At 69.7% G+C, this 26,763-nt stretch carries 24 protein-coding genes; 7 read left to right on the forward strand and 17 right to left on the reverse strand.

Annotated elements, in window-relative coordinates:
- The first annotated feature begins 3 nt into the window (after positions 1-3).
- Genes ACX114_RS38755 through ACX114_RS38765 form a run of 3 tightly spaced genes read left to right on the forward strand, consistent with a single transcriptional unit; the run spans position 4 to position 4,275 of the window.
- Positions 4-705, forward strand: a complete 702-nt coding sequence (locus ACX114_RS38755; protein ID WP_459292907.1) for a hypothetical protein — start codon at positions 4-6, stop codon at positions 703-705.
- Positions 702-2,750: a hybrid sensor histidine kinase/response regulator gene (locus ACX114_RS38760; protein ID WP_459292909.1), complete on the forward strand. Its 2,049-nt coding sequence runs from the start codon at positions 702-704 to the stop codon at positions 2,748-2,750. The genes ACX114_RS38755 and ACX114_RS38760 overlap by 4 nt, the downstream gene beginning before the upstream one ends.
- Complete coding sequence (locus ACX114_RS38765; protein ID WP_459292911.1) at positions 2,743-4,275, forward strand: ATP-binding response regulator; 1,533 nt, start codon at positions 2,743-2,745, stop codon at positions 4,273-4,275. The genes ACX114_RS38760 and ACX114_RS38765 overlap by 8 nt, the downstream gene beginning before the upstream one ends.
- A 19-nt stretch (positions 4,276-4,294) precedes the next feature.
- On the opposite strand, the gene ACX114_RS38770 is transcribed toward ACX114_RS38765, so the two are convergent.
- The 14 genes from ACX114_RS38770 to ACX114_RS38835 all read right to left on the reverse strand — a co-directional run bounded on the left by ACX114_RS38770 (position 4,295) and on the right by ACX114_RS38835 (position 20,713).
- On the reverse strand, positions 4,295-4,660 hold the full coding sequence (locus ACX114_RS38770) for a helix-turn-helix transcriptional regulator (protein WP_014400592.1): 366 nt from the start codon (positions 4,658-4,660) through the stop codon (positions 4,295-4,297).
- Between the two features lie 296 nt (positions 4,661-4,956).
- A complete protein-coding gene (locus ACX114_RS38775) occupies positions 4,957-5,352 on the reverse strand; it encodes a hypothetical protein (protein ID WP_459292914.1) in 396 nt (131 codons plus the stop codon).
- A 95-nt stretch (positions 5,353-5,447) separates the two neighbouring features.
- Positions 5,448-6,845 carry a TolC family protein gene (locus ACX114_RS38780; RefSeq protein ID WP_459292916.1) on the reverse strand — a complete coding sequence of 466 codons (1,398 nt, stop codon included), beginning with the start codon at positions 6,843-6,845 and terminating at the stop codon, positions 5,448-5,450.
- Complete coding sequence (locus ACX114_RS38785) at positions 6,845-8,077, reverse strand: ABC transporter permease (protein ID WP_459292918.1); 1,233 nt, start codon at positions 8,075-8,077, stop codon at positions 6,845-6,847. Before ACX114_RS38785 ends, ACX114_RS38780 begins: the two co-directional genes overlap by 1 nt.
- Entirely contained in the window at positions 8,074-8,820 is a 747-nt protein-coding gene (locus ACX114_RS38790) for an ABC transporter ATP-binding protein (RefSeq protein ID WP_459292920.1), read from the reverse strand. The genes ACX114_RS38785 and ACX114_RS38790 overlap by 4 nt, the downstream gene beginning before the upstream one ends.
- Positions 8,821-8,882: 62 nt before the next feature.
- Positions 8,883-10,223, reverse strand: a complete 1,341-nt coding sequence (locus ACX114_RS38795; RefSeq protein WP_459292922.1) for an efflux RND transporter periplasmic adaptor subunit — start codon at positions 10,221-10,223, stop codon at positions 8,883-8,885.
- A 45-nt stretch (positions 10,224-10,268) separates the two neighbouring features.
- The gene (locus ACX114_RS38800) at positions 10,269-11,705 is read right to left on the reverse strand and encodes a HAMP domain-containing sensor histidine kinase (RefSeq protein WP_459292924.1); all 1,437 of its coding nucleotides are present in this window, start codon (positions 11,703-11,705) and stop codon (positions 10,269-10,271) included.
- Entirely contained in the window at positions 11,702-12,439 is a 738-nt protein-coding gene (locus ACX114_RS38805; RefSeq protein ID WP_459292926.1) for a response regulator transcription factor, read from the reverse strand. Before ACX114_RS38805 ends, ACX114_RS38800 begins: the two co-directional genes overlap by 4 nt.
- A gap of 216 nt (positions 12,440-12,655) precedes the next feature.
- Complete coding sequence (locus tag ACX114_RS38810; RefSeq protein ID WP_459292928.1) at positions 12,656-14,146, reverse strand: acyl-CoA synthetase; 1,491 nt, start codon at positions 14,144-14,146, stop codon at positions 12,656-12,658.
- A 20-nt stretch (positions 14,147-14,166) separates the two neighbouring features.
- Entirely contained in the window at positions 14,167-16,167 is a 2,001-nt protein-coding gene (locus ACX114_RS38815) for an esterase/lipase family protein (RefSeq protein WP_459292930.1), read from the reverse strand.
- Between the two features lie 128 nt (positions 16,168-16,295).
- The gene (locus ACX114_RS38820) at positions 16,296-17,351 is read right to left on the reverse strand and encodes an alpha/beta fold hydrolase (protein WP_459292932.1); all 1,056 of its coding nucleotides are present in this window, start codon (positions 17,349-17,351) and stop codon (positions 16,296-16,298) included.
- A 54-nt stretch (positions 17,352-17,405) separates the two neighbouring features.
- Positions 17,406-18,962 carry an acyl-CoA synthetase gene (locus tag ACX114_RS38825; RefSeq protein ID WP_459292934.1) on the reverse strand — a complete coding sequence of 519 codons (1,557 nt, stop codon included), beginning with the start codon at positions 18,960-18,962 and terminating at the stop codon, positions 17,406-17,408.
- Positions 18,963-19,003: 41 nt separating this feature from the next.
- Positions 19,004-19,999, reverse strand: coding sequence for a 3-oxoacyl-ACP synthase III family protein (locus tag ACX114_RS38830; RefSeq protein ID WP_459292936.1), 996 nt, complete (start codon positions 19,997-19,999; stop codon positions 19,004-19,006).
- 9 nt (positions 20,000-20,008) lie between these two features.
- Positions 20,009-20,713, reverse strand: coding sequence for a TetR/AcrR family transcriptional regulator (locus ACX114_RS38835; protein WP_459292938.1), 705 nt, complete (start codon positions 20,711-20,713; stop codon positions 20,009-20,011).
- Between the two features lie 254 nt (positions 20,714-20,967).
- Between ACX114_RS38835 and ACX114_RS38840 the strand changes: the two genes are divergently transcribed.
- From ACX114_RS38840 to ACX114_RS38850, 3 genes are all read left to right on the forward strand, one after another.
- A complete protein-coding gene (locus tag ACX114_RS38840) occupies positions 20,968-21,438 on the forward strand; it encodes an Lrp/AsnC family transcriptional regulator (RefSeq protein WP_459292940.1) in 471 nt (156 codons plus the stop codon).
- Positions 21,439-21,440: 2 nt separating this feature from the next.
- The gene (locus ACX114_RS38845) at positions 21,441-22,664 is read left to right on the forward strand and encodes an aminotransferase-like domain-containing protein (RefSeq protein WP_459292942.1); all 1,224 of its coding nucleotides are present in this window, start codon (positions 21,441-21,443) and stop codon (positions 22,662-22,664) included.
- 155 nt (positions 22,665-22,819) lie between these two features.
- Positions 22,820-23,566 (forward strand): SDR family oxidoreductase, encoded by a 747-nt coding sequence (locus ACX114_RS38850; protein WP_120550911.1) that lies wholly within the window; start codon positions 22,820-22,822, stop codon positions 23,564-23,566.
- A gap of 28 nt (positions 23,567-23,594) precedes the next feature.
- On the opposite strand, the gene ACX114_RS38855 is transcribed toward ACX114_RS38850, so the two are convergent.
- Positions 23,595-23,945: a winged helix-turn-helix transcriptional regulator gene (locus ACX114_RS38855; protein ID WP_459292944.1), complete on the reverse strand. Its 351-nt coding sequence runs from the start codon at positions 23,943-23,945 to the stop codon at positions 23,595-23,597.
- Between the two features lie 130 nt (positions 23,946-24,075).
- Here ACX114_RS38855 and ACX114_RS38860 point away from each other — a divergent pair, with 130 nt between their 5' ends.
- Entirely contained in the window at positions 24,076-24,678 is a 603-nt protein-coding gene (locus ACX114_RS38860) for a malonic semialdehyde reductase (protein WP_459292946.1), read from the forward strand.
- A 155-nt stretch (positions 24,679-24,833) separates the two neighbouring features.
- Here the strand turns inward: ACX114_RS38860 and popD are convergent, their stop codons facing one another.
- Both popD and popC read right to left on the reverse strand, forming a co-directional pair.
- Positions 24,834-25,295, reverse strand: coding sequence for a PopC secretion inhibitor PopD (gene popD, locus ACX114_RS38865; RefSeq protein ID WP_459292948.1), 462 nt, complete (start codon positions 25,293-25,295; stop codon positions 24,834-24,836).
- 57 nt (positions 25,296-25,352) lie between these two features.
- Positions 25,353-26,762 (reverse strand): subtilisin-like protease PopC, encoded by a 1,410-nt coding sequence (gene popC, locus ACX114_RS38870; protein ID WP_459292950.1) that lies wholly within the window; start codon positions 26,760-26,762, stop codon positions 25,353-25,355.
- Position 26,763 lies beyond the last annotated feature (1 nt).

Consider the following 26,763-nt stretch of genomic DNA (forward strand, 5'->3'; position numbering starts at 1 on the left):
GTCATGTCGCACGTGAGCCTTCAGGTGGAGGCGCGGACCGCGCCCCTCGCTTCCGCCTCTGTTCAAGCTTTGTACGATGACCCGTTCTGGGCCGCGCGCTACGGCCCCCAGCGCGCCCGCCGCTTCGGTGACGAGGACGCCGTCTTCCACGTGCGCTACCTCGTGCAGGCGCTGGACGCGTCGCGCCCCGCCATCCTGGAGGACTACGCGCGCTGGCTGCGCACCCTGCTCGTCACGCGGGGCATGTGCTCGCTGCACCTGGATCAGCACTTCGAGGGGCTCTCCCGCGCGCTCCAGGCGGAGGGCTTCGGCCCGGGCTCCCAGCCCCACACCTACGTCCAGTCCGCCCGCCACGCCCTGCTGTACAAGGAAGGCCCCGCCCACGCCGTGGAGTCGGACGCCGCCGCCATCATCAGCGCGGTCGTCCGGCGGACGGAGGGCCCACTGCCCTCCGGAAGCCGCCCCCGCCTGGAACAAGAGGTGCGGCTCCAGTTGTCCTATCTCTCGGATGCACTCGCTCTGGACCGCGCGGACCTGTGGGACGCCCACCTCCAGTGGTACGTGGGCTTCTGGCCTCAACGGGGATTGTCCCCCCTGACCCTTCTCCAAACCCTGGACGCCTTGAAGGCGACCCTGGACGGACATTCCGAAGCGCGGACGTTGCTCGCGCGGATGCCCGATTCGTGGGAGGAGACGCACTCATGATGAAGGAAGACGACCGCGCCTCCGGGGTTTTCGAATCCCTCAGCCGCGAGCTGGCGTTGGCCTGCGATGCGCAAGGAACGGTCGTCTGGCGCGACGAGCGCGCGGCCCGCATCCTGGGCATCAAGCCGGGCCAGTCGCTGAAGGACCTGGCCAGCCACGGCAGCGAGAGCAAGGTGGAGAAGCTGCTCGTGCAGGCGCGCGACGAGGCCGTGGATGGCTGGGAGCTCATCCTCCAGAACAACCACAAGCCCGCGACGTTCGCCTTCCGCGCCCGGCCGCACGAGGGCGGCATCGCGCTGGTGGGCAGCCTGGTGCCGGAGGACTACGGCGCCGCGCTCACCCAGGTGAGCACCACTCTGGGAGAGCTGTCCGCGCTCCACCGCGAGACGGAGCGCCAGCAGCACGAGCTCAAGCGCCGCGCGGAGGAGCTGGCCCGCCTCAACCGCGAGCTGGAGGAATCCAACAAGGGCGTGCGCAGCCTGCACGCCGCCCTGGACGAGAAGGCGGAGAGCCTCCAGCGCGCGTCTGAAATCAAGAGCCGCGTGGTGGCCAACGTGAGCCACGAGTTCCGCACGCCGCTGCACTCCATCCTCGGCCTGTCCAAGGTGCTGCTCAACCCGCTCAACGGCGGCCTCGCGCCGGAGCAGGAGAAGCAGGTCCAGTTCATCCGCGGCTCGGCCGAAGCCCTCTTCGAGCTGGTCAACGACCTGCTGGACCTGTCCAAGGTGGAGTCCGGCAAGACGACGCTGCGCCACAGCCGCTTCGTCGCGTCCGACCTCATCAGCGCGCTGCGCGGCATGACGCGGCCCCTGCTGCCGCCGGACTCGACGGTGGCGCTCAACTTCATCGAGCCGGGGGAGCCCCTGGAGCTGGAGACGGACGAGGCCAAGCTCAGCCAGGTGGTGCGCAACCTCATCTCCAACGCGCTCAAGTTCACCGAGTCCGGCTCCGTCACGGTGACCGCGGCCCGGGGCTCGCGCGACACGGTGGTGTTCACCGTGAAGGACACGGGCATCGGCATCGCGCCGGAGAACCACGAGCGCGTCTTCGAGGAGTTCATCCAGGTGGACAGCCACCTGCAGCGGCGCGTGAAGGGCACCGGCCTGGGCCTGCCCCTGGCGCGCAAGCTGACGGAGCTGCTGGGCGGCACGCTCACCGTGCAGAGCCGGCTGGGCGAGGGCGCCACCTTCACCATCACCCTGCCGCGCGTCCACCCGGAGGTGTCGGAGATGACGGGGCTCACCCAGCGCAGCGAGGCGCTGGACCCCGCGCGCGCCCCGGTGCTGGTGCTGGAGGACGACCGCCAGACGCTCTTCCTCTATGAGAAGTACCTGGCGCGCTCCGGCTTCCAGGTGCTGCCCGTGCGCAGCGTGGAGGACGCGCGCAAGGTGATGCAGCGCGTGCGCCCCGCGGCCATGGTGCTGGACGTGATGCTGGAGGGCGAGACGAGCTGGAGCTTCCTCGCGGAGATGAAGAACGGGGAGCAGACGCGCGACATCCCCATCCTCGTCGTCACCGTGACGGACCGCGAGCAGAAGGCGCGCGCCCTGGGCGCGGACGAGTTCTGGCTCAAGCCCGTGGACGAGGTCCGCCTGCAGCGCAAGCTGTCCGCCATGGCGCGCACCGGGCCGGTGGAGCGGCTGCTCATCATCGACGATGACGACGTGCACCGCTATCTGCTCAAGCAGCTGCTCAAGGACACGCCCTTCCAACTGCTGGAGGCGGCCAACGGCCGCGAGGGCGTCCGCATCGCCCGTGAGAACGCCCCGCACCTCATCTTCCTGGACTTCGTGCTGCCGGACATCACCGCCTTCGACGTGCTGGACGAGCTGAAGGCGGACCCGCGCACGCGCGACATCCCCATCATCCTGCACACCTCCCACCAGTTGCAGGAGGCGGAGCGCCAGCGGCTGGCGCGCGAGACGTCCGCCATCCTGGCCAAGCACACGCTCAGCCGCGAGGTGGCCATCACCCGCATCCGCGACGCCCTGTCCAAGGCGGGGCTGGGGAACCGGGACCTGCGCGAGGTGAACCCCCGTGGCTGAGGAGGCGCGTCTGGCAACGGTCCTCAACGTCAACGACGACGCGGCCAACCGCTACCTGGTCAACCGCATCCTGGAGATGTCCGGCTACCACGTGCTGGAGGCGGCCACCGGCATGGCGGCGCTCCTCATGGCGGAGGAGCACCGTCCGGACGTCATCGTCCTGGACGTGAAGCTGCCGGACATCAGCGGCTACGAGGTCTGCGCGCGGCTGAGGGCCAACTCGGCCACGGCCTCCATCGCGGTGATGCATACGTCCGCGACGTTCGTCACGCCGGACAAGAAGGTGCAGGGGCTGGAGGGCGGCGCGGACGCCTACCTCACCCAGCCCTATGAGCCCTCGGAGCTCATCGCCACGGTGCGCTCGCTGTTGCGGCTGCGCCACGCGGAGCAGCAGGCCCGGCTGCGCACGGACCAGCTCATCGAGATGGACCGGCGCAAGGACGAGTTCCTGGCCATGCTGGCCCACGAGCTGCGCAACCCCCTGGCCGCCATCATGACGGCCATTGGCATCCTGGAGCGCAAGGCGCCCCTGGACACCAAGGAAGCGCGGATGCACGGCATCATCCAGCGCCAGACGCACCACCTGGCGCGGCTGGTGGATGACCTCCTGGACGTCAGCCGCATCACCCGGGGCAAGGTGGAGCTGCGCAAGGAGCCGGTGAGCCTCACCGCCACCTTCCAGCAGGTGCTCGCCATCCTGCGCCCCCGCGTGGAGTCCCGGGGCCTGAAGCTGGAGGTCCACCTGCCGCGCGCGCCGCTGTGGCTGGAGGGCGACGCCACGCGCCTGGAGCAGGTCTTCACCAACCTGGTGGACAACGCGGCCAAGTACACGGACGAGGGCAGCGTCACCGTGGAGCTGTTCCAGGAGGGCGTGGACGGCAACGCGCACGCGGTGCTGCGGGTGAAGGACACCGGCATCGGCATCTCGCCGGAGAAGCTGCCCGCCATGTTCGAGCTGTTCGCCCAGGCGGACACCTCCCTGGAGCGCTCACGCGGGGGCCTGGGCATTGGCCTCACGCTGGTGCGCACGCTGGTGCGGATGCACGGCGGCACCGTGGAGGCCACCAGCGGCGGCCCGGGCCAGGGCAGCGAGTTCGTGGTGCGGCTGCCCCTCATCCCCGCGGACCGCGTCCCCCAGACGACCGGGACGAACCTCCTGGACGCGCGGCGCGCACGGCGCATCCTCCTGGTGGAGGACAACTCGGACGCGCGCCAGTCCATGCGCGACCTGCTGGAGCTGTGGGGTCACCAGGTGGCGGTGGCGCCGGACGGCCTGCGGGGCGTGGAGCTGGCCCTGGAGCACGCGCCGGACCTGGCGCTGGTGGACATTGGCCTGCCGGGGCTGGACGGCTACCAGGTGGCCCGGGCACTGCGCGCGCGCGTGGGGCAGGGCTTGCGGCTGGTGGCGCTCAGCGGCTACGGCGACGCGGAGACCTACCAGCAGGCTTTGAAGGCCGGGTTCGACGTGCACCTCACCAAGCCGGTGCGGCCCGCGGACCTGGACCGGGTCCTGTCGAACCTCTGAAAGAGGGAGTGGGGGGTGGCTACCGCCGCGTCAGCGCGTTGGCCACCAGGCCCAGCAGCTTCACCTGGGCGGGGTCCAGCTGGCGCACGCTGCGCAACAGCCGGCGCACTTCCGGACGCTCCGGCGTGGGCGGCGGGGCCTCGCTGGTGCGCGACGGTGGAGCACCCTGCGCCGCGAGTCCCAGCAGCTCGTCCGCGGAGACGTGCAGCTCGTGGCACAGCTTCAGCAGGGTCTGGACGCTGGGGAGCATGCCGCCGCGTTCCAGGCGGCCGTACACTTCCGTGGCCACGTCGATTCGCTCGGCCACGTCGGCCTGCGTAAGCTCCATGCGGCCCCGGGCGACCCGTGCGGATGCGCCGATGGTGGTTGCGAGTTTCTTGTCCATGCCTTTGCTTGCCGACCCGAAACGTTTGGCCGACGGCATAGGACGTATAGAGGCAGACAGACAGAACTTGCCGGGTCAGCCTCCCATTGTTCACCCATAGGGTCGCTGCGCGGGAGGTGGACTTTCGGAGTCCGGGCAACCCCGACACCCATGGCTCTTTTGAGACGGAGCGCCCTCTGGAAACGGCCTCCGGCGGGTGTTTCACCGCCTGTTTCCGGGCTTGTCCGGAGGTGACCCATGACGTTGGAGGCGCCGTTTCCTACGGTGTTCGAGCGTCCTGCCGCCACTGCCACCCCTCAGGGTTGGCTCATGTTTTCAGTGCCGTCCAGATACACCGCGTCGGGGGCTTCGAGCGAGAGGGCTCCGGAGCGGGCCGGACCGCCCCGGAAGAGATACACGGCGCGGGTGTCGTCGAGCGGCAGCACGGCCACGTCCGCGTAGCCATCCCCGTCCCAGTCGCCCAGGCAGCGCACCGTCACCGGCGCGGTCGCGTCCACGGTGAGCGCCTCGCCCTGGCCGTCGCCGTTGACGTCGCACCCGCCGTCCGCGGCCACGTGCGCCTCGAAGACGGGGGTGCTGAAGCGCGCGTCCGGTGCATCGTCCGGCGGGGGCTGCGGGCAGCCGCCGCACAGGCCGCCCATCATCACCAGCAGCAACAGCACGCCTCGGTGGGCCTGGCGGTTCGAGTCCATGTCCGGCTCCGGTGACAACGGGGGGAGCCTTGGGAATAGACCGCGCAGATGAACGAACGATGACCGCGGGGTTCCGGCGGATGAACCGCCGTCACCTACCGCGACGCCAGGGTGGTGAGCTCCACCGTGCCCAGGGCGCGTGCCAGCTCCGCGCGGGAGGTGGCCAGGTCGTACGTCGCCTGCACCTGCTGGGCGGAGGCGTTGGTGAAGGCCACCTGCGCGTCGCTCACCTCGATGATGTTGCCCACGCCCGCGCGGTAGCGCCCCTCGGCCAGCCGCAGCCGCTCGCGCGCGTTCACCTGGGCCTCGTCCGCGGCGGTGAGCGCCTCGCGCGTGGCCACCACGTTGAGCCGGGCCTGCTCCACCTGGAGCCGCACCTGCTGCCGGAGCGCGTCCTTCTGCGCCTGGAGGTCGCGCAGGGAGGCCTGGGCCTCTCGCGTCTGCGCGTTGACGAGCCCGCCCTGGAACAGCGCCCAGCTCAGGTTGATGCCGCCCTGCACGCTCAGCGTGGGGTCGTTGAACGGGTTCTCGCCCACGTCCGCCGCGTTGCCGGAGAGGCTCAGGGTGGGCAGGTGGCCCGCCTTGGTCACCTTCACCTGCGACTCCTGCGCGGAGATCTGCCGCTCGCGCGCGGCGACGTCGGGCCGGGCCTCCAGCGCGCGCTTCACCAGCGCGTCCAGCACCTCGTCCTCGCCCGCGATGGCCGCCACCGTCACGTCCTGCACGGTGAAGTCGGTGGCCGTCTCCACGCCCATGGTCTGGTTGAGCTGCGCCTTCGCGGTGGCGTACGCGTTCTGCGCGCGGATGAGCGCCACCTGCGCGTTGGCCTTCGCGGTGCGCTGCTGGAGCAGGTCGATCTCCGGCCGCGAGCCCACCTGCACGGACGCGTTCACCTGGTTGAGCCGCGCCTCCTCGCTCTGGAGCGTCTCGCGCGCCACGCCCAGGAGGGCCTTCTGCGTGAGGACGTTGAAGTACGCGGCGCGCACGTCGCGCAGCGCGTCCTGGATGACCTGCTGCTGCGAGTTCTCCTGCGCGCCCGCGGACTCCTTGGACGCGTTGTAGCGGCCCGTCGTCTTGCCGAAGTCGTAGATGAGCTGGTTGGCGTTGAGGCTGCCGCTGAAGCGCCGCGTGGTGTTGGACACCACGCCCGTGGAGCCTCCGCCCACCACCTGGATGACCTCCCGGTTGCTGGTGCCCAGCGTGTAGCTGGCGCTGGCGCTCACCTGGGGCAGGAAGCTGGAGAAGGCCTGGTCCACCCGCGCGCGCGCCGCGTCGGTGTTCGCCTGCGCCGAGCGCAGCGTCGGCTGGTACTGGCGCGCCGCGGCCTCCGCGTCCGCCAGGGTGATGACGCGCCCCTCGGCGGCGGTGGACATGGCCAGGGACTGCTGCACGGCCGGAGGCGTCACGGGCTTCGCCGGATCCTGGGGCGTCGTCTGGGCGCCCGCGACCACGGGCAGGACGCACAACGAAAGCGTCAACGGAAGCGACCGCATCACTCGTACCTCAGTGCATCAATGGGATCCAAGAGGCTCGCCTTGCGCGCCGGGTACAGCCCGAAGACGACCCCAACCAGGCCGCTGAACCCGATGGCCAGCAGCGCGACGTCAGGACGGACCAGCATGGGCCAGCCGAACTGCGCGGCGAGCAGCTTCGCCACGCCCAGGCCCACGGCCGCGCCGATGATGCCGCCCAGCACCGCCAGCGTCAGCGCCTCGATGAGGAACTGCGCCAGGATGTCTCGCGGCCGCGCGCCCACCGCCACGCGCACGCCAATCTCGCGCGTGCGCTCGGTGACGCTCACCAGCATGATGTTCATGATGCCGATGCCGCCCACCACCAGCGACACCGCCGCGATGGCCGCGAGCAGCAGGCTCAACGTCTCCGTGCTCTGCTGCTGACCGCTGGCCACCTCCGCCAGGTTGCGCACGTCGAAGTCGTCCGCGTCGTCCGGCCCCAGGCGGTGGCGGTCTCGCAGCAGGTTCGCCACGTCCGCCTGGGCCTTGGCCGTGAGGTCCGCGCTCACCGCCTGCACGAACACCGCGCCGGTGATGTACGCGCCCAGGCTCTGCGCCTGCACCTGCCGCTTGAACGTGGTGGCCGGCACGAACACCGTGTTGTCGAAGTCCTGGCCCACGGGCGACTGGCCCTTGGGCGCCGTCACGCCCATCACGGTGAAGGGCGTCTTGTTGATGCGGATGACCTGCCCCACGGGGTTGAAGCCCTTGCCGTAGAGGTTGTCCACCACCGTCTGGCCCAGCACCGCCACCTTCGCGCCCGCCTCGTTGTCCGCGTCCGTGAAGTGCGCGCCCTTCGCGATGGTCCAACTGCGCACGGTGAAGTAGTCCGTCGTGGTGCCGATGATGCTGGTGTTCCAGTTCTGGTCCTCGCTGAACACCTGCGCGTTGGAGCGCATCTCCGGCGCCGCGCCGCGCACGCTGGACACCTGCGTGCGCACGGCCTCCAGGTCGTCCCAGGTGATGGTGGGCTGGCTGCCGAAGCCGCCGCGCGCGCCACCGGACTTGGACGAGCCCGGCAGGATGATGAGCAGGTTGGTGCCCATGGAGTCGAAGACCTTCTGCACGCTGGCCTTCGCGCCGTCGCCAATGGCCACCATGGCGATGACCGCGCCCACGCCGATGATGATGCCCAGCGCGGTGAGCACCGAGCGCGTCTTGCTGCGCAAGAGCGCGCGCAGCGCCAGGACGAGCGTCTCCAGGATGTTCATGTCCCCACCTCCTCGGCGGGCACCACCGCCGGGTTCGGCGTCTGGCGTCTGTCGTTCACGATGCGCCCGTCCTTCACCACCACGATGCGCTGGGTGTACTCGGCCACGTCCGGCTCGTGCGTCACCAGCACCAGCGTGAGGCCCTCCTTCTGCAACTGCTGGAACAGCGCCATCACCTCCACCGTGGTGCGCGAGTCCAGGTTGCCCGTGGGCTCGTCCGCGAGGATGACGCGGGGCCGCCCCACCAGCGCCCGGGCGATGGCCACGCGCTGCTGCTGACCACCGGAGAGCTGCTTCGGGTGGTGGTCCAGGCGGGCCCCCAGCCCCACGCGCTCCAGCGCCTCCTTGGCGCGCGCGCGGCGCTCCTTGGCGGGCACGCCCGCGTACAGCATGGGCAGCTCCACGTTCTCCAGCGCGGTGGTGCGCGCCAGCAGGTTGAAGCTCTGGAAGACGAAGCCCAGGGTGCGGTTGCGCACGCGCGCCAGGCCGTCGCGGTCCAGGCGGGCCACCTCGCGGCCGTTGAGCAGGTACTCACCGGAGGAGGGGCGGTCCAGGCAGCCCAGGATGTTCATCAGCGTGGACTTGCCCGAACCGGAGGAGCCCATGATGGAGACGAACTCCCCGGGCTCCACCGTGAAGTCCACGCCGCGCAGGGCCCGCACCTCAACGTCGCCGGACTTGTACACCTTCACCACGTTCTTGAGCTGTATGACGGGGGGTGCCCGCTTCGTGTCCGCGTCCATCGGTCCGCCTTCTGTCCCTTCCCCTGCCCTCTATGTCTGTGATTGCAACGGCCTGGGCGCGCCTAGAAGCCGCGGCGCCCGCCGCCCATGCCCCGGCCGCCGCCCGGGCCACCCAGGGGGCTCGCGCCGCCTGACGGAGCCGCGGAGGGCGTGGAGCCCGCGGGCGAGTTCGCCGCGGTGATGACGCGGTCGCCCGCCTTCAATTCACCCTCCACCACCTCCGTGAAGGTGCCGTCCGTCATGCCGGTGCGCACGTTCACTGCCACGGGCTGGGGCTTCTGCTCCGGCTGGCGGCGCAGCACGTAGACGGTGCGCATGCCGGCCGGGGGCGGCTGCGCCGGCGCCTGCTCGGCGGCGTTCGGCGACGGCGCCGGGCGGTAGCGCAGGGCCGTGTTGGGCACGGACAGGGCCTGGTCCTTCTGCTGCGTGACGATGGTCACGTTGGCCGTCATGCCCGGCTTGAGCTTCAGGTCCGGGTTCGGCACGTCGATGACGGCCAGGTAGGTCACCACGTTCTGCACGGTGATGGCCTCGTTGCGGATCTGCCGGATGGTGCCCTCGAAGGTCTCCCCCGGGAAGGCGTCCACGGTGAAGGTGGCCTTCTGGCCGGGCTGCAGCTTGCCCACGTCCGCTTCCGCGATGCTGGTGTTGACCTGCATCTTGCGCAGGTCCTCCGCGATGGTGAAGAGCACGGGCGCCTGGAGGGACGCGGCCACCGTCTGGCCCACGTCCACGCTGCGCGAGATGACGATGCCGTCCGTGGGCGACACGATGGTCGTGTACTTGAGGTTCACCTCCGCCTCGTTGAGCGCGGCCTGCGCCTGGGCCACCGAGCCCTCCGCGGCCGTCACCTCCGCCTGTCCGTTGGCGGCGGCGGACTCCGCCGTCTCCAGCTCCGACTGGGAGATGAACTGCTGCGCGCGCAGTTCCTTCGAGCGCACGGCCTGCTTCTTCGCCACGTCCGCGTTGACGCGCGCCTTCTGGAGGTTCGCGCGCGCGGCGGTCATGTTCGCCTTCGCCCGGTCCAGCGCGGCCTGCACCAGCTGCGGGTCGATGCGGGCGATAACCTGCCCCTTCTTCACCTGGGAGTTGTAGTCGACCATCAGCTCCTGGATGCGACCGGAGACTTGGCTGCCGACCTGCACCGTCACCAGCGCCGCTACGGTGCCCGTGGCCGTCACCTTGGCCGTGAGCTTCCGGGCCTCGGCGGGGGTCGTGTCGTAGGTGACGGCGTCCGACTGGCTTCCGGCGCGCATGCGCCAGAACCCCACCGCGCCCGCCACCACCAGGATCGCCAGGACCCAGGCCCAGCGCGGCACGCCACGCTTGCGACCCTCGTCCTCATCCAGCTCCACCGGCGCCAGGGCCGGCGCTTCCCGCGGCATCTCGCTCAAGGCCTTCATGCCCCTTATCTACGTTTTGAAATGTTTCGGCGAATCTCGTCTCTATTACGAAAGATGACCTGCGGCGAGGCGGCCTTCCGGTGTGTCCGCCGCTCCCACTCCGGGGAGCACGACACGCGCGGTGGTGCCCTGGCCCGGCTGGCTCTCCAGCGAGAGGCGGCCGTGGTGCGCATCCAGGATGCGGCGCACCAGCGCCAGCCCCAGGCCCACGCCGCCGGTGGTGCGGGCGCGGCTGCGGTCGGTGCGGAAGAAGGGCGTGCCCACGCGCTCCAGGTCCTGCGCTTCGATGCCGATGCCCTGGTCCTGGATGTCCACCTGGAGGCCGCCGCCCTCCGCCCGGGCATGCAGCTTCACGGTGGTGCCGGGCTCCGAGTACTTCCCTGCGTTGTCGAGCAGGTTGTCCAACACGCGCCGCAGCAGCACGGGGTCCGCCTCCAGCGTGGGCAGCGTGCCGTCCACCTGGACCTCCAGCCGGTGCTTCGGCCGGGCGGTGTGGAAGCGGGCGGCGGCCTTGTCCAGCAGCGCGGTCGCGTCCACGCGCTCCAGGCGCAGGGGAGGCACGCCACTCGCGCCCTCCGTCACCAATTCCAGGCGGGACGTGGTGAGCACGTCCGACACCAGGCGCTCCAGCTCCGACAGGTCCTCGGTGATGTCGGGCAACAGCTCGCGCGCCGTCTGCGCGTCGCCCTCCGCGGCCAGGTCCAGCGCCACGCGGATGCGGGACAGCGGCGTGCGCAACTCATGCGACACGTTGGCGAGCAGCTCCTTCTGCGAGCGCAGGAGCTGGGTGATGCGGCCGGCCATCTCGTCGAAGGCCTCGGACACCAGGCCCAGCTCGTCCTTGCGGCGCAGGCCCGCGCGCACGTCCAGACGCCCGGCGCCAAACGCGCGCGCCGCGGAAGCCAGCTTCTCCAGCGGGCCCGCGAGCGTGCGCGCGAAGGCGACGGAGGTGATGGCGGTACACGCCAGCACGAGCCCCACGATGATGGCCGTCTGCCGGTCGCCGTCCGGAGGCGGCGGCGGTGGCGGCAGGGACACGGAGGCATAGACCTGGATGGGGCCCGGGAAGGGGCTCACCACCAGCAGCCGTCCGGGGCCTCCACCGACGCCGGGGATGGGTCCGCGAGGGCCGCTGCGGGTGACGCGGGAGGTGACGGCGGCGAGCTCCTCGGGGCCAAGCGCGGGCGCGGGCTCCTGCCGCGTGTTGCCGAGCAGCGTCCCGTCCGCGGCGCGCAACGTGACCTGCATGCCCATGCGCTGCTGGGCGCGGGCGAGCGACGCCTGGAGCGCCTCGGGGTGGCCGCGCAGGGTGGACCACTCGTCGAGGAAGTAGGACAGCTCGTCGTCGAAGCGGTTGCGCCAGGACTCGTTGCGCAGCAGGTCGCGCGCGAGCATCAGCGACACGCCCACGAGGACGATCTGGATGACCCCCACCAGGTAGATGCGGGGGAGCAGGCCCATGGGCAGGCGGAAGAACCTCACGGCTCCGCCTCGGTCTCGGTGGCCAGCATGTAGCCGGCGCCGCGGACCGTCTTGAGCAGGCGCGGGTTGCGCGGGTCCAGCTCCAGCTTCTGGCGCAGGCGGAAGATGTGCACGTCCACCGAGCGGTCGAACACCTCGTCCGCGCTGCCCTTCACCAGGTCGAGCAGCTGCTCACGGCTGAGGACGCGGCCGGCGCGCTCGGCCAGCACGCGCAGCAGGCTGAACTCGTAGGTGGTGAGGGACAGCGGCTTGCCGTCCAGGGACGCGCTCAGGCTGCGCGGGTCCAGCACCAGGCGGCCCGCGTGCACGGGGTGGCTGGTGGGGCCCACCTTGCCGCGAGCGCGGCGCACCTGGGCGCGGATGCGGGCCAGCAGCTCGCGCGACGAGTAGGGCTTGGGCAGGTAGTCGTCCGCGCCGGACTCCAGGCCCAGGACGCGGTCGGCCTCCTCGCCTCGCGCGGTGAGCATGATGATGGGGACGTCCGTGCGGGTGCGCAGCTCGCGGCAGACCTCCAGGCCGTCGCGGCCGGGGAGCATGAGGTCCAGGAGGATGACGTCGAAGGTGTGGCGGGACGTCTGGAGGAGCGCGTCGGTGCCGGAAGCAGAGACGGTCACGATGATGCCGTGCTCCTGGAGGTAGCGGGCAGTGAGCCGCGCCAGGCGTTCATCGTCCTCGACGAGGAGCACCTGGATGGTGGCTTCCTCGGAGGTCGTGGGGCGTGGGGTCGTCTCCATGGGTCGGGTCTCCGCGTGGGATGCGGACCGGAGGCGAAAGAGGGCCCGGGCTTCTCTCCGTTAAGTCCGGACCCCGCGGTCCGCCTCCGGCCGCGACCTGCAACCTCTCACCCCTACATTTCCAGGGGGCTACGGGCCCATGACGAAATATTACGGACGGAGGTCCGGCGGCACATCGCAGGGGTTTCCAGGGGGACGGCCGCAACGGACGGAAATTCAGGGCTCGCCGTGCAGCCGGGTGAGCCCCCGCCGGTCCACCTTGCCCGCCGGGGTGCGAGGCAGGGCCTCCAGCAGCCGCAGCGTCCGGGGCAGCTTGTAACGGGCCAGCCGGCCCGAGCAGAAGGCCGTCAGCGCCTCCAGGCCAGGTGCCGCGCCGGGCCTGGGGACGACAAGGGCGCGGGGGACCTCGCCCCACTTGGGGTCGGGGACGCCGATGACAGCGACCTCGGCGACGTCGGGGTGGCCGGCGAGGACGCTCTCGACCTCGGAGGGGTGGATGTTCTCGCCGCCGGAGATGATGAGGTCCTTGGCGCGGCCCTCGATGCGGAAGAAGCCCCGGGCGTCACGCGAGGCCAGGTCGCCGGTGTGCAGCCAGCCATCCGCGAAGGCGCGGGCGGTCTCCTCCGGGCGGCGCCAGTAGCCGGCGCACAGGTGGGGGCCGCGAAGGAGGAGCTCGCCCACGTCACCGGGGCGCTGCTCACCGTCGATGCGCGCCTCGACGTGGAAGAGGGGCACGCCGACGAAGCCCGCGTGGGAGCGCATGACGGCGTCGGGGAGGAAGAAGTTGTTGGGGCCGCCCTCGGTGAGGCCGTAGCCGGTGCGGAAGGCGATGCCGCGGGCGAAGAAGCGCTCGAAGACAGGGGCGGGACAGGGAGCACCGCCGCTGATGAGCAGCTTGAGGCGGGAGAAGTCCACGGCATCGAAGCGCGGATGCCGCTGCATCTCGATGAACATGGTGGGCACGCCGAACACCAGGTTCACGGCCCCCGAGTCGATGAGGTCGAAGCACTGCGCCACGTCGAAGGCGCGGCACACGACGGAGGCACCGCCCACGAACACCAGGGGCAGCGTGAAGACGTTGAGGCCGCCGGTGTGGAACAGGGGCGCGTTGAGCAGCGCGACATCGTCCTGGGTGAGGCCCCAGCTGACGACGGTGTTCACGGCATTGGCGGTGAGCGAGCCATGCGTGAGCACGGCGGACTTCGGAAGGCCGGTGCTCCCGCCGGTGGAGCAGAGCACCCAGGGAGCGTCCGCCTCCAGCTCGATAGAGGGCAGCGCGCCGGTCAGGGTCTCACGGGAGCAGAAGAGCGGATCCGTGAAGCAGACCCAGTGCGCGTGAATCCGGGGGCGCAGGGCGTCCACTTGAGCGAGGAACTCCGGCCCGAAGCAGACGACGGAGGGGGCGACATCGGAGAGCAGGCCGTGGAGCTCCTCCACGCCCAGGCGCCAGTTGAGCGGCTGGAGCACGGCGCCCAGCTTGGCGCACGCGAACACGAGGTCCAGCGTCTCCACGCCGTTGGAGGCCAGCACGGAGACGCGGTCCCCCGGGCCCACGCCCAGGTCGCGCAGCAACAGCGCGGTCCGGTGGGCGGAGTCATTCCACTCCGCCCACGAGATGCGCCGCCCACCCCGGAGCGAATCAACGAGCGCCGTGCGCTCCGGGGCGAGCGAGGCCCGCCGGGACAGCCAGTCGTGGACGATGGGCATGCCCGGCGGCTCCTACGTCATCAATCCCGCGAAACGAAGTGCGCGGAGATCTTGTTCCACACCGCCGGGGTGATGCCCATGCTCAGGTGGTCATAGGCCATGCCCTCCTGCTTCGCGTCGGCGGTCTTCTTCGTGGACGTCCAGCCCTGGGTGAGCTGGGTCATCGCCGCGATGCTCGCCTCGAAGAGCACGCCGTCGCTGCGCAGCGTGGACGTGGTGGACGTCATGCCGTCGGTCTCGAAGGGCTGCGACCCGCCCGTGGTGCCGTACAGCACGTAGAGCGACGGCAGGCGCGAATCCAGGCCGTGCTCCGCCAGGCGCGTGATGAACTTGCCGCCCATCTCCATGGCCGCGTTGATGCCCAGGCCGTCCATGATGCGGTACTTGCCGTACATCAGCGAGTCGTACGCCTCACGGTTCTGGTTCGTGTTGTACGCGTGGTACGCGAAGCACGGCGAGCCCACCGGGTCGAACGCCGTCGTGCGGCACACGCGGTGGTCGCTGGACGCCATGTAGCCCGCGGCGACGAACGGGTTGTACGGGTTGTAGATGAGCTTCGTGTCCAGCCAGGGGAAGTAGCGGTTCTCGTCCGGATCGATGTTGTCCCACGCGGACGCGCTGCGGTCCGGAATCGGGTACGTGCCACGCAGGTCATACGCCGCCTGCAACTGGCCCGGGTACGCCGTCACGTACTTGCCGCTGGTGTTCACCGCGCCGAAGAGGCTCATGTTGTAGTCGTCGAAGTTGAACGACGACGAGGACAGGCCCTGGTTCGTGTTCAGCGTCTGCAGCGAGCTCGCGTACACCGGCGTGCCCGTGCTGGACAGACCCGTGATGTTCGACAGGTAGATGCGGCGGAAGTAGTCCGTCCACACGCCACCGGAATCCTTGCACACGCTCTCCGCGTAGGGGTTGTTGAACCAGGGCACGCTGTAACCAAACGTCACGCACTGCATCGCGGAGAAGTACGTCCACGGCATCGGGCCACGGCCCACCGGCGCGTTGGACGCCGTGCTCGCGATGGTCAGCGTGTGGATGGGGTGGCGGAAGTTCAGGTCGATGCCCTTGTGCGGGCCGGACAGCGGCACGTACACGCGCACCGAGTCGTCATACGCCGGAACCTGCGAGGCCTGCTCCTTCGCCAGACGCTCGAAGAAGCGCGTCGTGCTGAAGCCGCCCCACGTCGCCGCGTTCGCGAGCCACGGGTCCACCGCCAGCACGCCCTTGCTCCACGCCACCACGTCCACCCGCGCCACGCCCGGGTGCAGCGCCTTCACGCGCTGCACGGCGTTGGCCACGTGGATGGCGTGGTTGAAGTTGTCGCCGTGGAACGAGCCGAACGTCACCGCGTACACGCAGCGGTTCTTCGACTCCAGGTCCTGCACCATGCCCGTCAGCTGCGCCGCGCCGCCGTAGGTGCTGCCCGAACCGTTGTTGCCGTTGGGGAACAGCCAGACGTTCGCGTCCTGGATGGCGCCGTGCACCAGCAGCGTCGGCGTCTTGGTGAGGTCACAGGTGCGATCCGCGGTCTTCCGCCCCTTGTGGAGCAGGACGAAGCGCGCCTCCGGCTTGGTCGGGCCGGGCGTGGGACAGGTGGCCCCGGTCGTCGTGGCACAGCTGTTCGCGTAGTAGAGGTTGAACGCGTTCACCAACTGTTGGTTCAGCGAACCGAAGTACGTCCTCAGCGGGTAGTCGCTGGACTGGTACGTGTCCTGGTCCCGCAGCTTCAGCGTGCGCGGGTTGTAGTACTCCGAGCGGAAGCGCTGACGGCCCTCCAGCAGCTCGATCTGGCCCCAGGACCACGAGGGCGGCGTGTACGTGCCCACCACGCGGTAGTTGGTGGTGAAGTTGGTGGGGATGGCGTCGAAGTACGGCGCCAGGTCCGCGTCCAGCGGCGCCTCGGCCGTACCGATGGCCTCCTGCGCCTGGGGGGATTCCGGGGGTGCTTCCGCGGGGTTTTCAGCCCCGCAACCTGCCATCAGCAATGCGGCCGTGAGCGACAAACTCCAGGTGCTTCGCATGCGGACCTCCGGTGGGTGAAGGGTGCGGCGACAGCGGACTGCGACAGAAAGAGGACGCACGGGACGCACCACGGGCCCCAGGGGCTCCCCGGAAGGGCCTCGCGTGGCTCACCGTGCGTCAGGAACGCCTAGCGGGCGTGCTCCTGGAGGAACGGGACGAGCAGGTCGTGGAACTCCTTCGTCTTCTCCAGGTGCGGGCTGTGGCCCGTGTCCTGGAGGACGACCTCGCGGTAGCGGCCGCCGTTGGCCGCGTAGCGCTCCATCACCTTGCGCATCTGCGACACCATGGGCTGCGGCGGATACTTCTCATCCCCGGGCCAGCCGGGGACCGCGCCCAGCTTGCCCAGGAAGCCGAAGTCGAACAGGGACGTGTCGGAGACGATGGCGTCGTCCGCGCCGCGGATCCACAGCAGGTCCGGCCCGTTCTTCAGCTCCGCGAAGGCGGAGGTGTTGTAGTAGGCCGGCGCCATGGCGTTGTTCATGCCCGTGGTGCCCGGCGCCACGCCCGGCCAGTTCGGCGACTTGGAGAAGTTGCCCGGGTACAGCTCGTCCGACACGTGCGTGTCCAGCACGGAGTCCAGGAGCTTCTCCTCGTCCGGGTGGCGGAACGGCGGCTTCACGTAGCAGCCGTTCATCACGTTGCGCGGCGACGTCTGCGACTCCGTGGAGCGGTCCTTGTTCTTCAGCCGCTGCACGAAGTCCGGGTTGGCCGTGCCGCCGCCGGAGCCCGCGAAGTCCGCCCAGCACGGCGTGCCGTCCGCGTCCTTCGTGCCGCCAAAGCCGTAGGGAGACAGCGGCGCCTCCACCACCAGGCCGGCCACGCGCTCCGGGTGGTCGATGGACAGCTGCATCACCATGCCCGCGCCCGCCGAGTGCGCCACGAACACCGCGCGCTTCAGGGACAGCGTGTCCATCAGCCCCAGCAGGTCATCCGCGAAGTCGCGCATGCCGCGCGTCGCGTGGATGGTCTTCTCCTCCGTGTGCCCGTAGCCGCGCATGTCCGGCGCGATGCCCCGGAAGCCCTGGGGCAGCGTCTTCATCAGCGACTCGAAGAACGCGGACGAGGAACAGTTGCCGTGCACGAAGATGACGGGAAAGCCTTCCTCGCCCACGAGCCGCGCGCGCACCCGGAGCCGCGGAGTGGGGATGTCCCGGATCTCGACCTTCCTGGATGTATCAGCCATGTGCGCGCTCCTGCTGGTGGTGTTGCTTGGACTTGAGAGAGGAAAACCCGTGCGTCACGAAGCGGCCCGCGCGTCCGCGGCGATGGCCGCCTCGCGCAGCTCGCGCTTGAGAATCTTTCCGGCGGGGGACACCGGCAGGGACTTCACCAGCTCCACCCGCTTGGGGACCTTGAAGCGTGCCACCCGGCCCTTGAGGTGCTCGAGCAGCGCCTCCGCCGAGGCCTCGGCCCCTGGCTTGAGCACCACGTAGGCGCGGCCACACTCGCCCCACTTCGCGTCCGGCACGCCCACCACCGCGCACTGCTGCACGGCGGGGTGCTCGTAGAGGACGGACTCCAGCTCCAGCGGGTACACGTTCTCTCCCCCGGAGATGAACATGTCCTTCTTGCGGCCCGCGATGGTGAAGAAGCCATCCGAGTCCACGCGCGCCAGGTCCCCGGTGTGGAACCAGCCGTCCGCGCTGATGGCCTCCTTCGTGGCGGCGTCGTCCTCGAAGTAGCCGGAGCACATGGAGGGCCCCTTCAGCACCAGCTCCCCCACCCCGCCCACGGGCACCGCGTGGCCGGCGTCGTCCACCAGCTTCGCGTCGATGAAGTAGTTGGGCCGGCCAATGGAGCCCGCCTTGGACACCGCGAACTCCGGCCCCATGCTGAAGATGCCCGGGCCGAACTCCGTCATGCCGAAGCCCTGCTTGAAGGGCACCGGGTGCACCGCCTGCCACGCCTGGAGCAGCGGCACCGGCAGCGGCGCCCCGCCGCTGGTGACGAAGCGCACGGAGGAGAAGTCCGTCCCCTTCCAGCGCGGCGAATCCATCAGCTGCTGGTACTGCGTGGGCACCGCGAAGAAGAGCGTCACCTTCTCCTTCGCCACCAGGCCCAGCATCTCGTCCGGGTCCCACCGGCGCATCAGCACCACGGTGCCGCCCACGGTGAGCAGCGGCAGCGTGTAGACGAGCAGCCCGCCCGTGTGGAACAGCGGCGTGTGCGTCACCGTCACGTCGCCCTGACGGATTTCATGCACCAGCGTGTTGAGCGTGTTCCACGCCACCATGCGGTACGAAACCTTCGCGCCCTTGGAACGGCCCGTGGTGCCGCCGGTGAAGAGCAGGCAGAGGATGTCCTCCTCGCTCACCGCGTCGTTCGTCACCGGAGCGGCGGGCGCGTACGCCACGGCCTTCTCGTACGGATCCGCGCCCGGCAGGCCCTGCGCCTCCAGGGACACCAGGCGCAGGCCGTCACCCACGTGCTCGCGCACCTGGGCCACCGCGTCCTTGAAGTCGTCCCCGAACAGCAGCACGCGCGGGCGGATGGCGCGCACGCCGTCCGTCAATTCCGCCGCGTGCAGCCGCCAGTTGTAGGGCACGAAGATGGCGCCCAGCTTCGCGCACGCGAACAGCGTGTCCAGGTACTCCACGCCGTTGTGCGCGACGATGCCCACGCGGTCACCGCGCTGCACGCCCGCTACGTCCCGCAGCCAGCCCGCGAGCGCGTTGGCGCGCGCGTTCATCTGCCGGTAGGTGAAGCGGCCCGCGTCCTCGCGGGCCACGTCCACCACGGCCACCGCGTCCGGCCAGTAGAGGGCACCCCGCCCCATCCAGTCCCCGATGAACATGCGAAGAACTCCTGTCTGAATGAGGCGGGGTGTGGGGGGGACTAAGCCGTCCAGCGGTAGAGGGCGGACGCCATGGCGAGGCCACCGCCACTGGCGCAGAAGGCGACCAGGTCGCCCTTCTTCACCTTGCCCTGCACCACCGCGTCGTCCAGCGTCATGGGGATGCAGGCGGAGCCCGTGTATCCCCACTTGTCCATCGTGTAGTGCGCCTTCTCCATGGGCTGGTTGAGCGCCTTCATGGTGGCCTCAATGGTGCGCAGGTTGAGCTGCGTGAAGACGAACAGCTTCACGTCATCCAGCGTCTGGTCCGCGCGCTTGAGCAGCGTGTCCAGAAGCATGGGCCAGCGCTCGGTGTTGAACGTGGAGGGGAACTTGCGCACGAACTGCACCGCGGGCTTGCCGTCCGTCAGCGCCAGCGTCTCCGCCGTGGCGGGACGGTGGGTGCCGCCGGTGTAGATGCCCAGCGCGTCGTGGTACTCGCCGTTGGCCAGCAGCTTCGCGCCCAGGAAGCCCGGCTTGTCGGACGCGCCCAGCACCACCGCGCCCGCGCCGTCCGCGAACAGCGTGCAGGTCTTCTTGTCCTTCCAGTTCACGTACCGGGTCATCCCGTAGGCGCCCACCACCAGGATGCGCTGGTAGCTGTCGTCCGACGAAATCGTCTTCGACGCCACGTCCAGCGCCGTCACCCAGCCCGCGCAGGCCGCGTTGATGTCGTACGTGCCCGCGTTCACCGCGCCCAGCTTGGCCTGCACCACGGACGACGTGCCGGGGGAGAGGTAGTCCGGCGTGTCACTGGCCACGAGCACCAGGTCCAGCTCCTTGGGGTCCACCTTCGCGCGGGCCAGCGCCTCCTTCGCGGCGGCGACGGCCAGGTCGCTGGTGGCCTGGTTGTCCGCCATCACGTGGCGCTGCTTGATGCCCACGTTCTGCTGGAGCCACTCGTCCACCTTCTCGCCGAGGATCTTCTCCACGTCGGCGTTGGTGAGGAGCTTCTCGGGGACGTAGCGGCCGGTGGACAGGATGTTCGCGTAACGCATGACGGTGTTTCAGCTCCGGGGACCGCGTGACGGACGGCGGGGGGACGGCTTCGACTTCGGGGGGGTGGGCTTCGACGGCTTCGGAACGGCCTGGAGATGGGTGCGCGCGGCGTCCGGGGGCAGGCCGTGGGACAGGAGCGTCATCGCCGTGTCGAGCACGCGCTCCAGGCCCATGTCCTCCTCCCAGAGCACCCAGCGCATGCCCAGGAAGTCGCCAATGCCCATCAGGCAGTAGGCGAGCGCCTCTGGATCCATGCGGCGCACCTCGCCGGCCTCCATGGCCTGCTGGAGGCCGCGCACGTAGCCCTTGGCGAAGCGGTCGTAGTAGCGGCGGTAGCAGTCCGCGTCCACGAACTCCGCCTGCCGCACCACGCGGTAGAGGTTGGGGTGCTGGCGCACGAACTGGAAGAAGGCGCGCAGGCCCTCGCGCTCCACCTCCAGGCGCGTGGTGCACGCGGCGGTGGACTCCGCGATGAGGCGGCGCAGGCGCGCGCCCAGCTCGTCCACCACCTCCACGAAGATGGACTGCTTGTCCGGGAAGTACACGTAGAAGGTGCCCAGCGCGACGCTGGCCTTGCGCGTGAGGTCCGCGATGGACGCACGCTCGTAGCCCTTGTCGCCGAACACCGCCTCCGCTGCCTTCAACAACTTCTGCCGCGTCCGCTGACCGCGCGGCGTGACGGGGACTCGTTCTGAAGTTGAAGGGCGATTCATCTTTCAGGACGGGTAACACCCGGCCGACCGCCCTGTCAAAAGCGGATGGATGGCTCCCTGCGTCAAAGACAGACACGAACGCGAGGCGTCAAAGACGTCGCCGCCTGCCTGCCTGGAGACTCGGGAGGTCGGATGGAGAACGATCCACCGGCCTCAACCATTTTGCGTGCAAACGGACTTGCACTTGGGCACAAGTGCATATAACTTCACCGCCGACTGCCAAGGCCGCTTATAAAAATAAGGTTCTAAGCCCCATGGACGCCCTGGATTATCGCATCGTGGACATGCTTCAGCGCGATGGCCGGGCCACGCAGCTGGAGCTGTCACGTGGGGTGAAGCTGTCCCAGCCGGCGGTGGCGGAGCGCATCCGCAAGCTGGAGGAGAAGGGCGTCATCACCGGCTACACGGCGCGCGTGGACGCGACGCAGCTGGGGAAGGACATCACCGCCTTCATCGGGGTGAGCATCGAGCACCCCAAGCACTTCGAGGGCTTCGCGCGGAAGGTGGCGGAGCTGCCGGACGTGCTGGAGGCCCACCGGGTCGCGGGGCAGGACTCCTACGTCTTGAAGGTGAAGACGGCCAATACGCGGACGCTGGACTCGCTGCTCGTGGAGACGCTGCGCACCATTCCAGGTGTGACCCGCACGAGCACCACCATCGTCCTGTCGACCTTGAAGGAAGACACGCACGTGCGTGTCACCGATGAGCTGTTGAACGGAGAATGAACATGAGCGCGGACGCTATGAGTGCCCCCCTGCCCCCTCCTCCGGCCTACCGGCTGTCCCAGCGCATGTCCCGGATGAAGACGTCCGCGGTGCGTGAGATCCTCAAGATCGCCGAGCGCCCGGACATCCTCTCCTTCGCTGGCGGCCTGCCCGCCCCGGAGCTCTTCCCGAAGGACGCCATCGCCAAGGCGTTCGCGGAGACCTTCGCCAGCGACGCGGACGGGCGCTCCGCGCTCCAGTACAGCACCACGGAGGGCTTCGCCCCCTTGCGCGAGTGGATCGCCGGGCACCTGGCCCGCAAGGGCCAGAACGTCCACGCGGACCAGGTGCTCATCACCAGCGGCTCGCAGCAGGGCCTGGACCTGGCGGGGAAGATCCTCCTCGACCCGGGTGACCTGGTGGTGGTGGAGGACCCCAGCTACCTGGCGGCGCTGCAGACCTTCGGCGGCTACGAGGTGGAGTTCGCCACCGTGCGCAGCGACGACGCGGGCATGGACACGGACGACCTGGCGGCCCTGCTGAAGAAGCGCCAGCCGAAGCTGCTCTACGTCATCCCCAACTTCCAGAACCCCAAGGGCACCACCCTGTCCCTGGAGCGCCGCAAGGCCCTGGTGCGGCTGGCCCAGGAGCACCGCTTCATCATCCTGGAGGACGACCCGTACGGCGAGCTGCGCTTCAAGGGCGTGCACCTGCCGTCGCTGGCGTCGCTGGATGACCAGGGCGTGGTGCTGTCCCTGTCCACCTTCTCCAAGACGCTGGCCCCCGGCCTGCGCCTGGGCTGGGTGACGGGCCCGAAGGCGCTGCTCAAGCCGATGACCATCGCGAAGCAGGCCACGGACCTGCACACCGCCACGCTCGCCCAGCGCGCCACGGCGCGGCTCCTGGAGACGTTCGACTACGCGGGCCACATCCAGGCGCTGATGCCCATCTATGCCCAGCGCGCCAACGCGATGCTGGACGCGCTGAAGGCCCACATGCCCCAGGGCACGAAGTGGACCCGGCCGGACGGCGGCATGTTCCTCTGGGTGGAGCTGCCCGGGGGGCTGGACGCGGCGAAGCTCCTGCCCCTCGCCGTGGAGCAGAAGGTCGCCTTCGTCCCCGGCGCGCCCTTCTTCGCCAACGACCAGAAGCCCCAGTTCATGCGCCTGAACTACTCCAACCGCCCGCCCGAGCTCATCGTCGAGGGCATGAAGCGGCTGGGCGCCGTCATCGCGGACGCGCTGTAAGTCCTTCGGGTCCGGCCCCCAACGCACCGCGTCGGGGGTCCGGGCCTCATGAGAAGTTGAAGCTTGATTCAGGTTTCAGCCTCCGCGGCGCTGGCCAGCGCCCGTGCGGTGTGCGTACCCTGCGCGCGTTTTTTCCAGACGCCCAGGAGAGGCACATGCAGCTGAAGGACCTGAAGATCATCGTCACCGGCGGCGCGCAGGGCATGGGCGCGCACTTCGCGCAGCGCATCCACGAGGCGGGCGGCCAGGTGGCCGTTGGCGACGTCAACGAGGAGAAGCTCGCGGCGCTGCCGGCGGGCATCCACCGCCGCAAGCTGGACGTGTCCAGCGAGCAGGACGTCACGGACTTCGTGCAGTGGGCCCACGGCGCCATGGGCGGCCTCAACGGCCTCATCAACAACGCGGGCATCCTGCGCGACGCGCTGCTGGTGAAGAAGGACCGCACCACCGGGCAGATCAAGAAGCTGTCCACGGCGGACTGGAACGCCGTCATCGGCGTGAACCTCACCGGCGCCACGCTGATGGTGCGCGAGGTCGTCTCCAAGATGGTGGAGACGGACCAGCGCCCCGGCGTCATCGTGAACATGTCGTCCATCGCGCGGCACGGCAACCGCGGCCAGTCCAACTACGTGTCCGCCAAGGCCGCGCTCGCCGCCAACACCGTCACCTGGTCGCGCGAGTTCGCGCCGTTCGGCATCCGCGTGGGCGCCATCGCCCCGGGCATGATTGAGACGCCCATGACGCAGGGCATGAACCAGAAGGCCCGCGACGCGCTGGTGGCCGCCATCCCGGTGGGCCGCATCGGCGAGCCGGAGGACATCTGGCAGGCCGTGAAGTTCATCGTGGAGTGCGACTACTTCAACGGCCGCACCATCGACGTGGACGGCGGCCACAACTTCTAGGCCGCCCGCCGCGACCGCGCTCCGGGCTTCAGGCGCTCTTGCGCTTCCGGGGCGCGGGCTTCACCTCCACCCAGCGCTCCGCCCACTTGCCCAGCTCGTCGATGACCTTCCAGAACGCCTGACCCTTCTGCGTCAGGCGGTACTCGGAGCGGATGGGCGGGCCCGGGTCCACGTGGCGCTCCACGATGCCCTCGGCCTCCAGGTCCTTGAGCCGCTCCGACAGGACGCGCTCGCTGATGGTGCCGATGCGCTCCGTCAGCTCCCCGAAGCGGCACGGCCCGTCCATCAGGATGCGCAGGATGACGCCCGTCCAGCGCCGGCCCAACAGGTCGGCCGCCGCCAGGAACCGCGTGCACAGCGGGCTTGAGTCGTCATGCATCGTGTCCGCCTCCACCCGGAAGTATAGCGCCCGCCCCTTCCCGCCGGCACTCACTTACTTTTTGGAAGTTACTTGCGAAATAAAAGTGACGCGGGTAGCCATGGGGTGTTCGCAACAAAGGACACCCCGCATGGCGACGACGAACACGGCCCTGGACACGGACGCGCTGGAGCAGCTCTTCATCGAGGCACGCACGCACTCGGGCTGGCAGGACCGGCCGGTGACGGACGAGACGCTGCGCCGCATCTACGAGCTGGCGCGCATGGCGCCCACCGCGGTCAACAGCCAGCCGGTGCGCCTGGTGTTCGTGCGCAGCCGCGAGGCCAAGGAGAAGCTCAAGCCCGCGCTGTCCCCGGGCAACGTGGACAAGACGATGCAGGCGCCGGTGACGGTCATCGTGGCGTACGACACGAACTTCCACGAGCAGATGCCCAAGCTGTTCCCGTCGCGCGACATGAAGAGCGTCTTCGCCGCGCAGACGCCGGAGGCGCGCGAGCAGGCGGCCTTCATGAACGGCACCCTGCAGGCGGGCTACGTCATCCTGGCGGCGCGCGCGCTGGGGCTCGACTGCGGCCCCATGGGCGGCTTCGACAAGGCGAAGGTGGACGCGGCCTTCCTCCAGGGCACCGGCTGGAAGTCGAACATCCTCCTCAACCTGGGCCACGGAGACCCGGCGAAGCTCTTCCCGCGCAACCCGCGTCTGTCTTTCGAGGACGCCTGCCGGCTGGACTGACACCGTCCAATCCCAGACACCGCACTGGTCCCCGCGGTCAATGGCTTCAGGCGGCTACAATCCTGAGTTTCTAGGTTAATCAGGAAGAAGCCGCCCCGGCGTCGGTTCAACGGGGCATGGGGCCGGTGACGGGAGGCAAGCGCGGTGGGGCGGGCCTAGTACAGCTGTTCGAGCGGCATCATCGTGCCCGCCTCGAACTCCGGCGCGCGGCGCAGCTGGTCCAGCACGCGCGGGGCGCACCTCAGGTGCAGCATGGGCAGACTCCCGCCCGGCTCGCTCATGGCGCGCACGGCGCCCACCAACTGGTGTGCCTCCAGCCAGCGCATGAAGCTCTCGCGGAAGCGGGCATTCTCCGCCTGGCCCTCCTTGTAGATGTCCGCGCGCGAACGCAGGGGTGCGCGTGAGGACGCGGAAGGGCTCTTCGGCGCGGCCGACTCCCGGGGCATCACCGTGACGTCGATGTCGCCGCCCGGCTGCGCGTCACGCTCCAGGCCACCGGAGCCCGGCAACGCACGCACCGTGCCTCCGCTGCCAGGCAGCGGACGCACGGCGGCGACGGAGGACATCCGGGCCGAAATGTCTTGGGGTTCGCCCGGCACGCCATTCTTCCTGCGCATGGCCACATCCTCCCCAGGTCCGGTGCTCACGTGGCACCGGCCCCGGCAACTACCGCGTCACCTGAAAACAGCCAGGCCCTTCCCCGTCCGGTGGTTCGCCGAGCGAGGAAGCTTGATGGCATTGGCCAGAATCAAATCTCTCACTTCCAATGCCGTCAAGTCAGGGGCACGGCAACGATACAAGGCAGCGATACCCGCGACATACGGGGCCGCCATGCTGGTGCCGCTCATTCGTTCATAGAACGCCTGATTGTTGCAGCGGCGTTCAGTAGACGAATACACATTCACCCCGTAGCCCATGACGTCAGGGACGACCCGACGCCCCACGGCGCCGCTGGCGGAGAAAGTGGCCACGTTGCGCTCGAAGTCGACTGCCCCCACAGCCAGGGCCTCGGGAAAGGCCGCTGGGTAACCAACCGTGTCGGGTCCACTGTTACCCGCCGCGACAATGGGCAGGATGTTGCTGTCCAGAAGCCGACGCAGCATGGCTTGCAGCGCGCGCTGGTTGAGCAGGTAGTCCGCCTCGGAGATGCCCGGAGGCGGCTGCAGCGGGAAGCCCAGCGACAGGTTGACGACGGCGGGACGCGACGCGTTCTCCGGACGGCTGAACTGGTGCAGCAGCCACTCCATGCCGGCGGCCACGCGGCCCAGGCTGGTGCGGATGGTCTCCGACTCGATGACGGACGCGGCGTAGAGGTCCACCTCCGGCGCGACGCCGTGGTGCACGCCCGCGGCGATGCCGCACACGTGCGTGCCGTGGCCGTCCGGGTCGAAGCCGCGCACGTCGCGCGCGGGGTTGTGCGGCGAGTTGGGGAAGAGCGAGACGTAGCGGAACTGGATGGTCTTGCTCGCGTGCTCCGGATGGTCCGCGTCCACGCCGGTGTCCAGGATGCCCAGCATCACGCCGGCGCCCCGGATGCCCTGGGCGTGCGCCAGGGGGACGCCGGACTCGTCAGGCCACTCGCGCTGCGCGAGCGAGCTCATGCCGCGGTTGCGCGGCCCCGTCTGTCCGGCGGACACCGGACCGGGGAAGGACAGGGGCACCACGTCCGGAATGAACTCGAACTCCTGCGCCAGCTCGCCCCGGGCCGCCTTCTCCGCGTCCTGGGAGTAGAAGTGCGCCATGGTGGCGCCGATGAGCGGCATGAACCGGTAGCTGCCGGCTTCCGCGCCGGCCTGCTCCGTCACGGGCGCGCCCGGCATGGGCGTGGCGTCGACGTCGCTGGCCTTCTTGCCGCGGGCGCGCTTGCGGCCGCGCTGCGCCTGGCCGCTGACCTCCGGCTTCATGCCAGGCAGCGTGGCCGACCGCAGGCCGAGGGCGGTGAGGGCATCCGGTGCCTTCTGGGCCGCGCTGAAGCGCAGCGCGGTGCTGCGGCTGAGGACGCGCTCGCCCTGCGCCGTGCCACGCACTCCGGGCCGGGCCTGCGTCTCGATGGACTCCTTGGGTACCAACAGGAAAGACTTCATG

Source organism: Corallococcus sp. M7 (genome assembly GCF_054512695.1).

Excerpts from the sequence above, each read along its gene's own strand:
- ACX114_RS38755 (WP_459292907.1), top strand. The coding sequence starts at position 4 with ATGTCGCACGTGAGCCTTCAGGTGGAGGCGCGGACCGCGCCCCTCGCT.
- ACX114_RS38760 (WP_459292909.1), top strand. The coding sequence starts at position 702 with ATGATGAAGGAAGACGACCGCGCCTCCGGGGTTTTCGAATCCCTCAGC.
- ACX114_RS38770 (WP_014400592.1), bottom strand. The coding sequence starts at position 4,660 with ATGGACAAGAAACTCGCAACCACCATCGGCGCATCCGCACGGGTCGCC.
- ACX114_RS38775 (WP_459292914.1), bottom strand. The coding sequence starts at position 5,352 with ATGGACTCGAACCGCCAGGCCCACCGAGGCGTGCTGTTGCTGCTGGTG.
- ACX114_RS38780 (WP_459292916.1), bottom strand. The coding sequence starts at position 6,845 with ATGCGGTCGCTTCCGTTGACGCTTTCGTTGTGCGTCCTGCCCGTGGTC.
- ACX114_RS38785 (WP_459292918.1), bottom strand. The coding sequence starts at position 8,077 with ATGAACATCCTGGAGACGCTCGTCCTGGCGCTGCGCGCGCTCTTGCGC.
- ACX114_RS38790 (WP_459292920.1), bottom strand. The coding sequence starts at position 8,820 with ATGGACGCGGACACGAAGCGGGCACCCCCCGTCATACAGCTCAAGAAC.
- ACX114_RS38795 (WP_459292922.1), bottom strand. The coding sequence starts at position 10,223 with ATGAAGGCCTTGAGCGAGATGCCGCGGGAAGCGCCGGCCCTGGCGCCG.
- ACX114_RS38805 (WP_459292926.1), bottom strand. The coding sequence starts at position 12,439 with ATGGAGACGACCCCACGCCCCACGACCTCCGAGGAAGCCACCATCCAG.
- ACX114_RS38810 (WP_459292928.1), bottom strand. The coding sequence starts at position 14,146 with ATGCCCATCGTCCACGACTGGCTGTCCCGGCGGGCCTCGCTCGCCCCG.
- ACX114_RS38815 (WP_459292930.1), bottom strand. The coding sequence starts at position 16,167 with ATGCGAAGCACCTGGAGTTTGTCGCTCACGGCCGCATTGCTGATGGCA.
- ACX114_RS38820 (WP_459292932.1), bottom strand. The coding sequence starts at position 17,351 with ATGGCTGATACATCCAGGAAGGTCGAGATCCGGGACATCCCCACTCCG.
- ACX114_RS38825 (WP_459292934.1), bottom strand. The coding sequence starts at position 18,962 with ATGTTCATCGGGGACTGGATGGGGCGGGGTGCCCTCTACTGGCCGGAC.
- ACX114_RS38830 (WP_459292936.1), bottom strand. The coding sequence starts at position 19,999 with ATGCGTTACGCGAACATCCTGTCCACCGGCCGCTACGTCCCCGAGAAG.
- ACX114_RS38835 (WP_459292938.1), bottom strand. The coding sequence starts at position 20,713 with ATGAATCGCCCTTCAACTTCAGAACGAGTCCCCGTCACGCCGCGCGGT.
- ACX114_RS38840 (WP_459292940.1), top strand. The coding sequence starts at position 20,968 with ATGGACGCCCTGGATTATCGCATCGTGGACATGCTTCAGCGCGATGGC.
- ACX114_RS38845 (WP_459292942.1), top strand. The coding sequence starts at position 21,441 with ATGAGCGCGGACGCTATGAGTGCCCCCCTGCCCCCTCCTCCGGCCTAC.
- ACX114_RS38850 (WP_120550911.1), top strand. The coding sequence starts at position 22,820 with ATGCAGCTGAAGGACCTGAAGATCATCGTCACCGGCGGCGCGCAGGGC.
- ACX114_RS38855 (WP_459292944.1), bottom strand. The coding sequence starts at position 23,945 with ATGCATGACGACTCAAGCCCGCTGTGCACGCGGTTCCTGGCGGCGGCC.
- ACX114_RS38860 (WP_459292946.1), top strand. The coding sequence starts at position 24,076 with ATGGCGACGACGAACACGGCCCTGGACACGGACGCGCTGGAGCAGCTC.
- popD (WP_459292948.1), bottom strand. The coding sequence starts at position 25,295 with ATGCGCAGGAAGAATGGCGTGCCGGGCGAACCCCAAGACATTTCGGCC.
- popC (WP_459292950.1), bottom strand. The coding sequence starts at position 26,762 with ATGAAGTCTTTCCTGTTGGTACCCAAGGAGTCCATCGAGACGCAGGCC.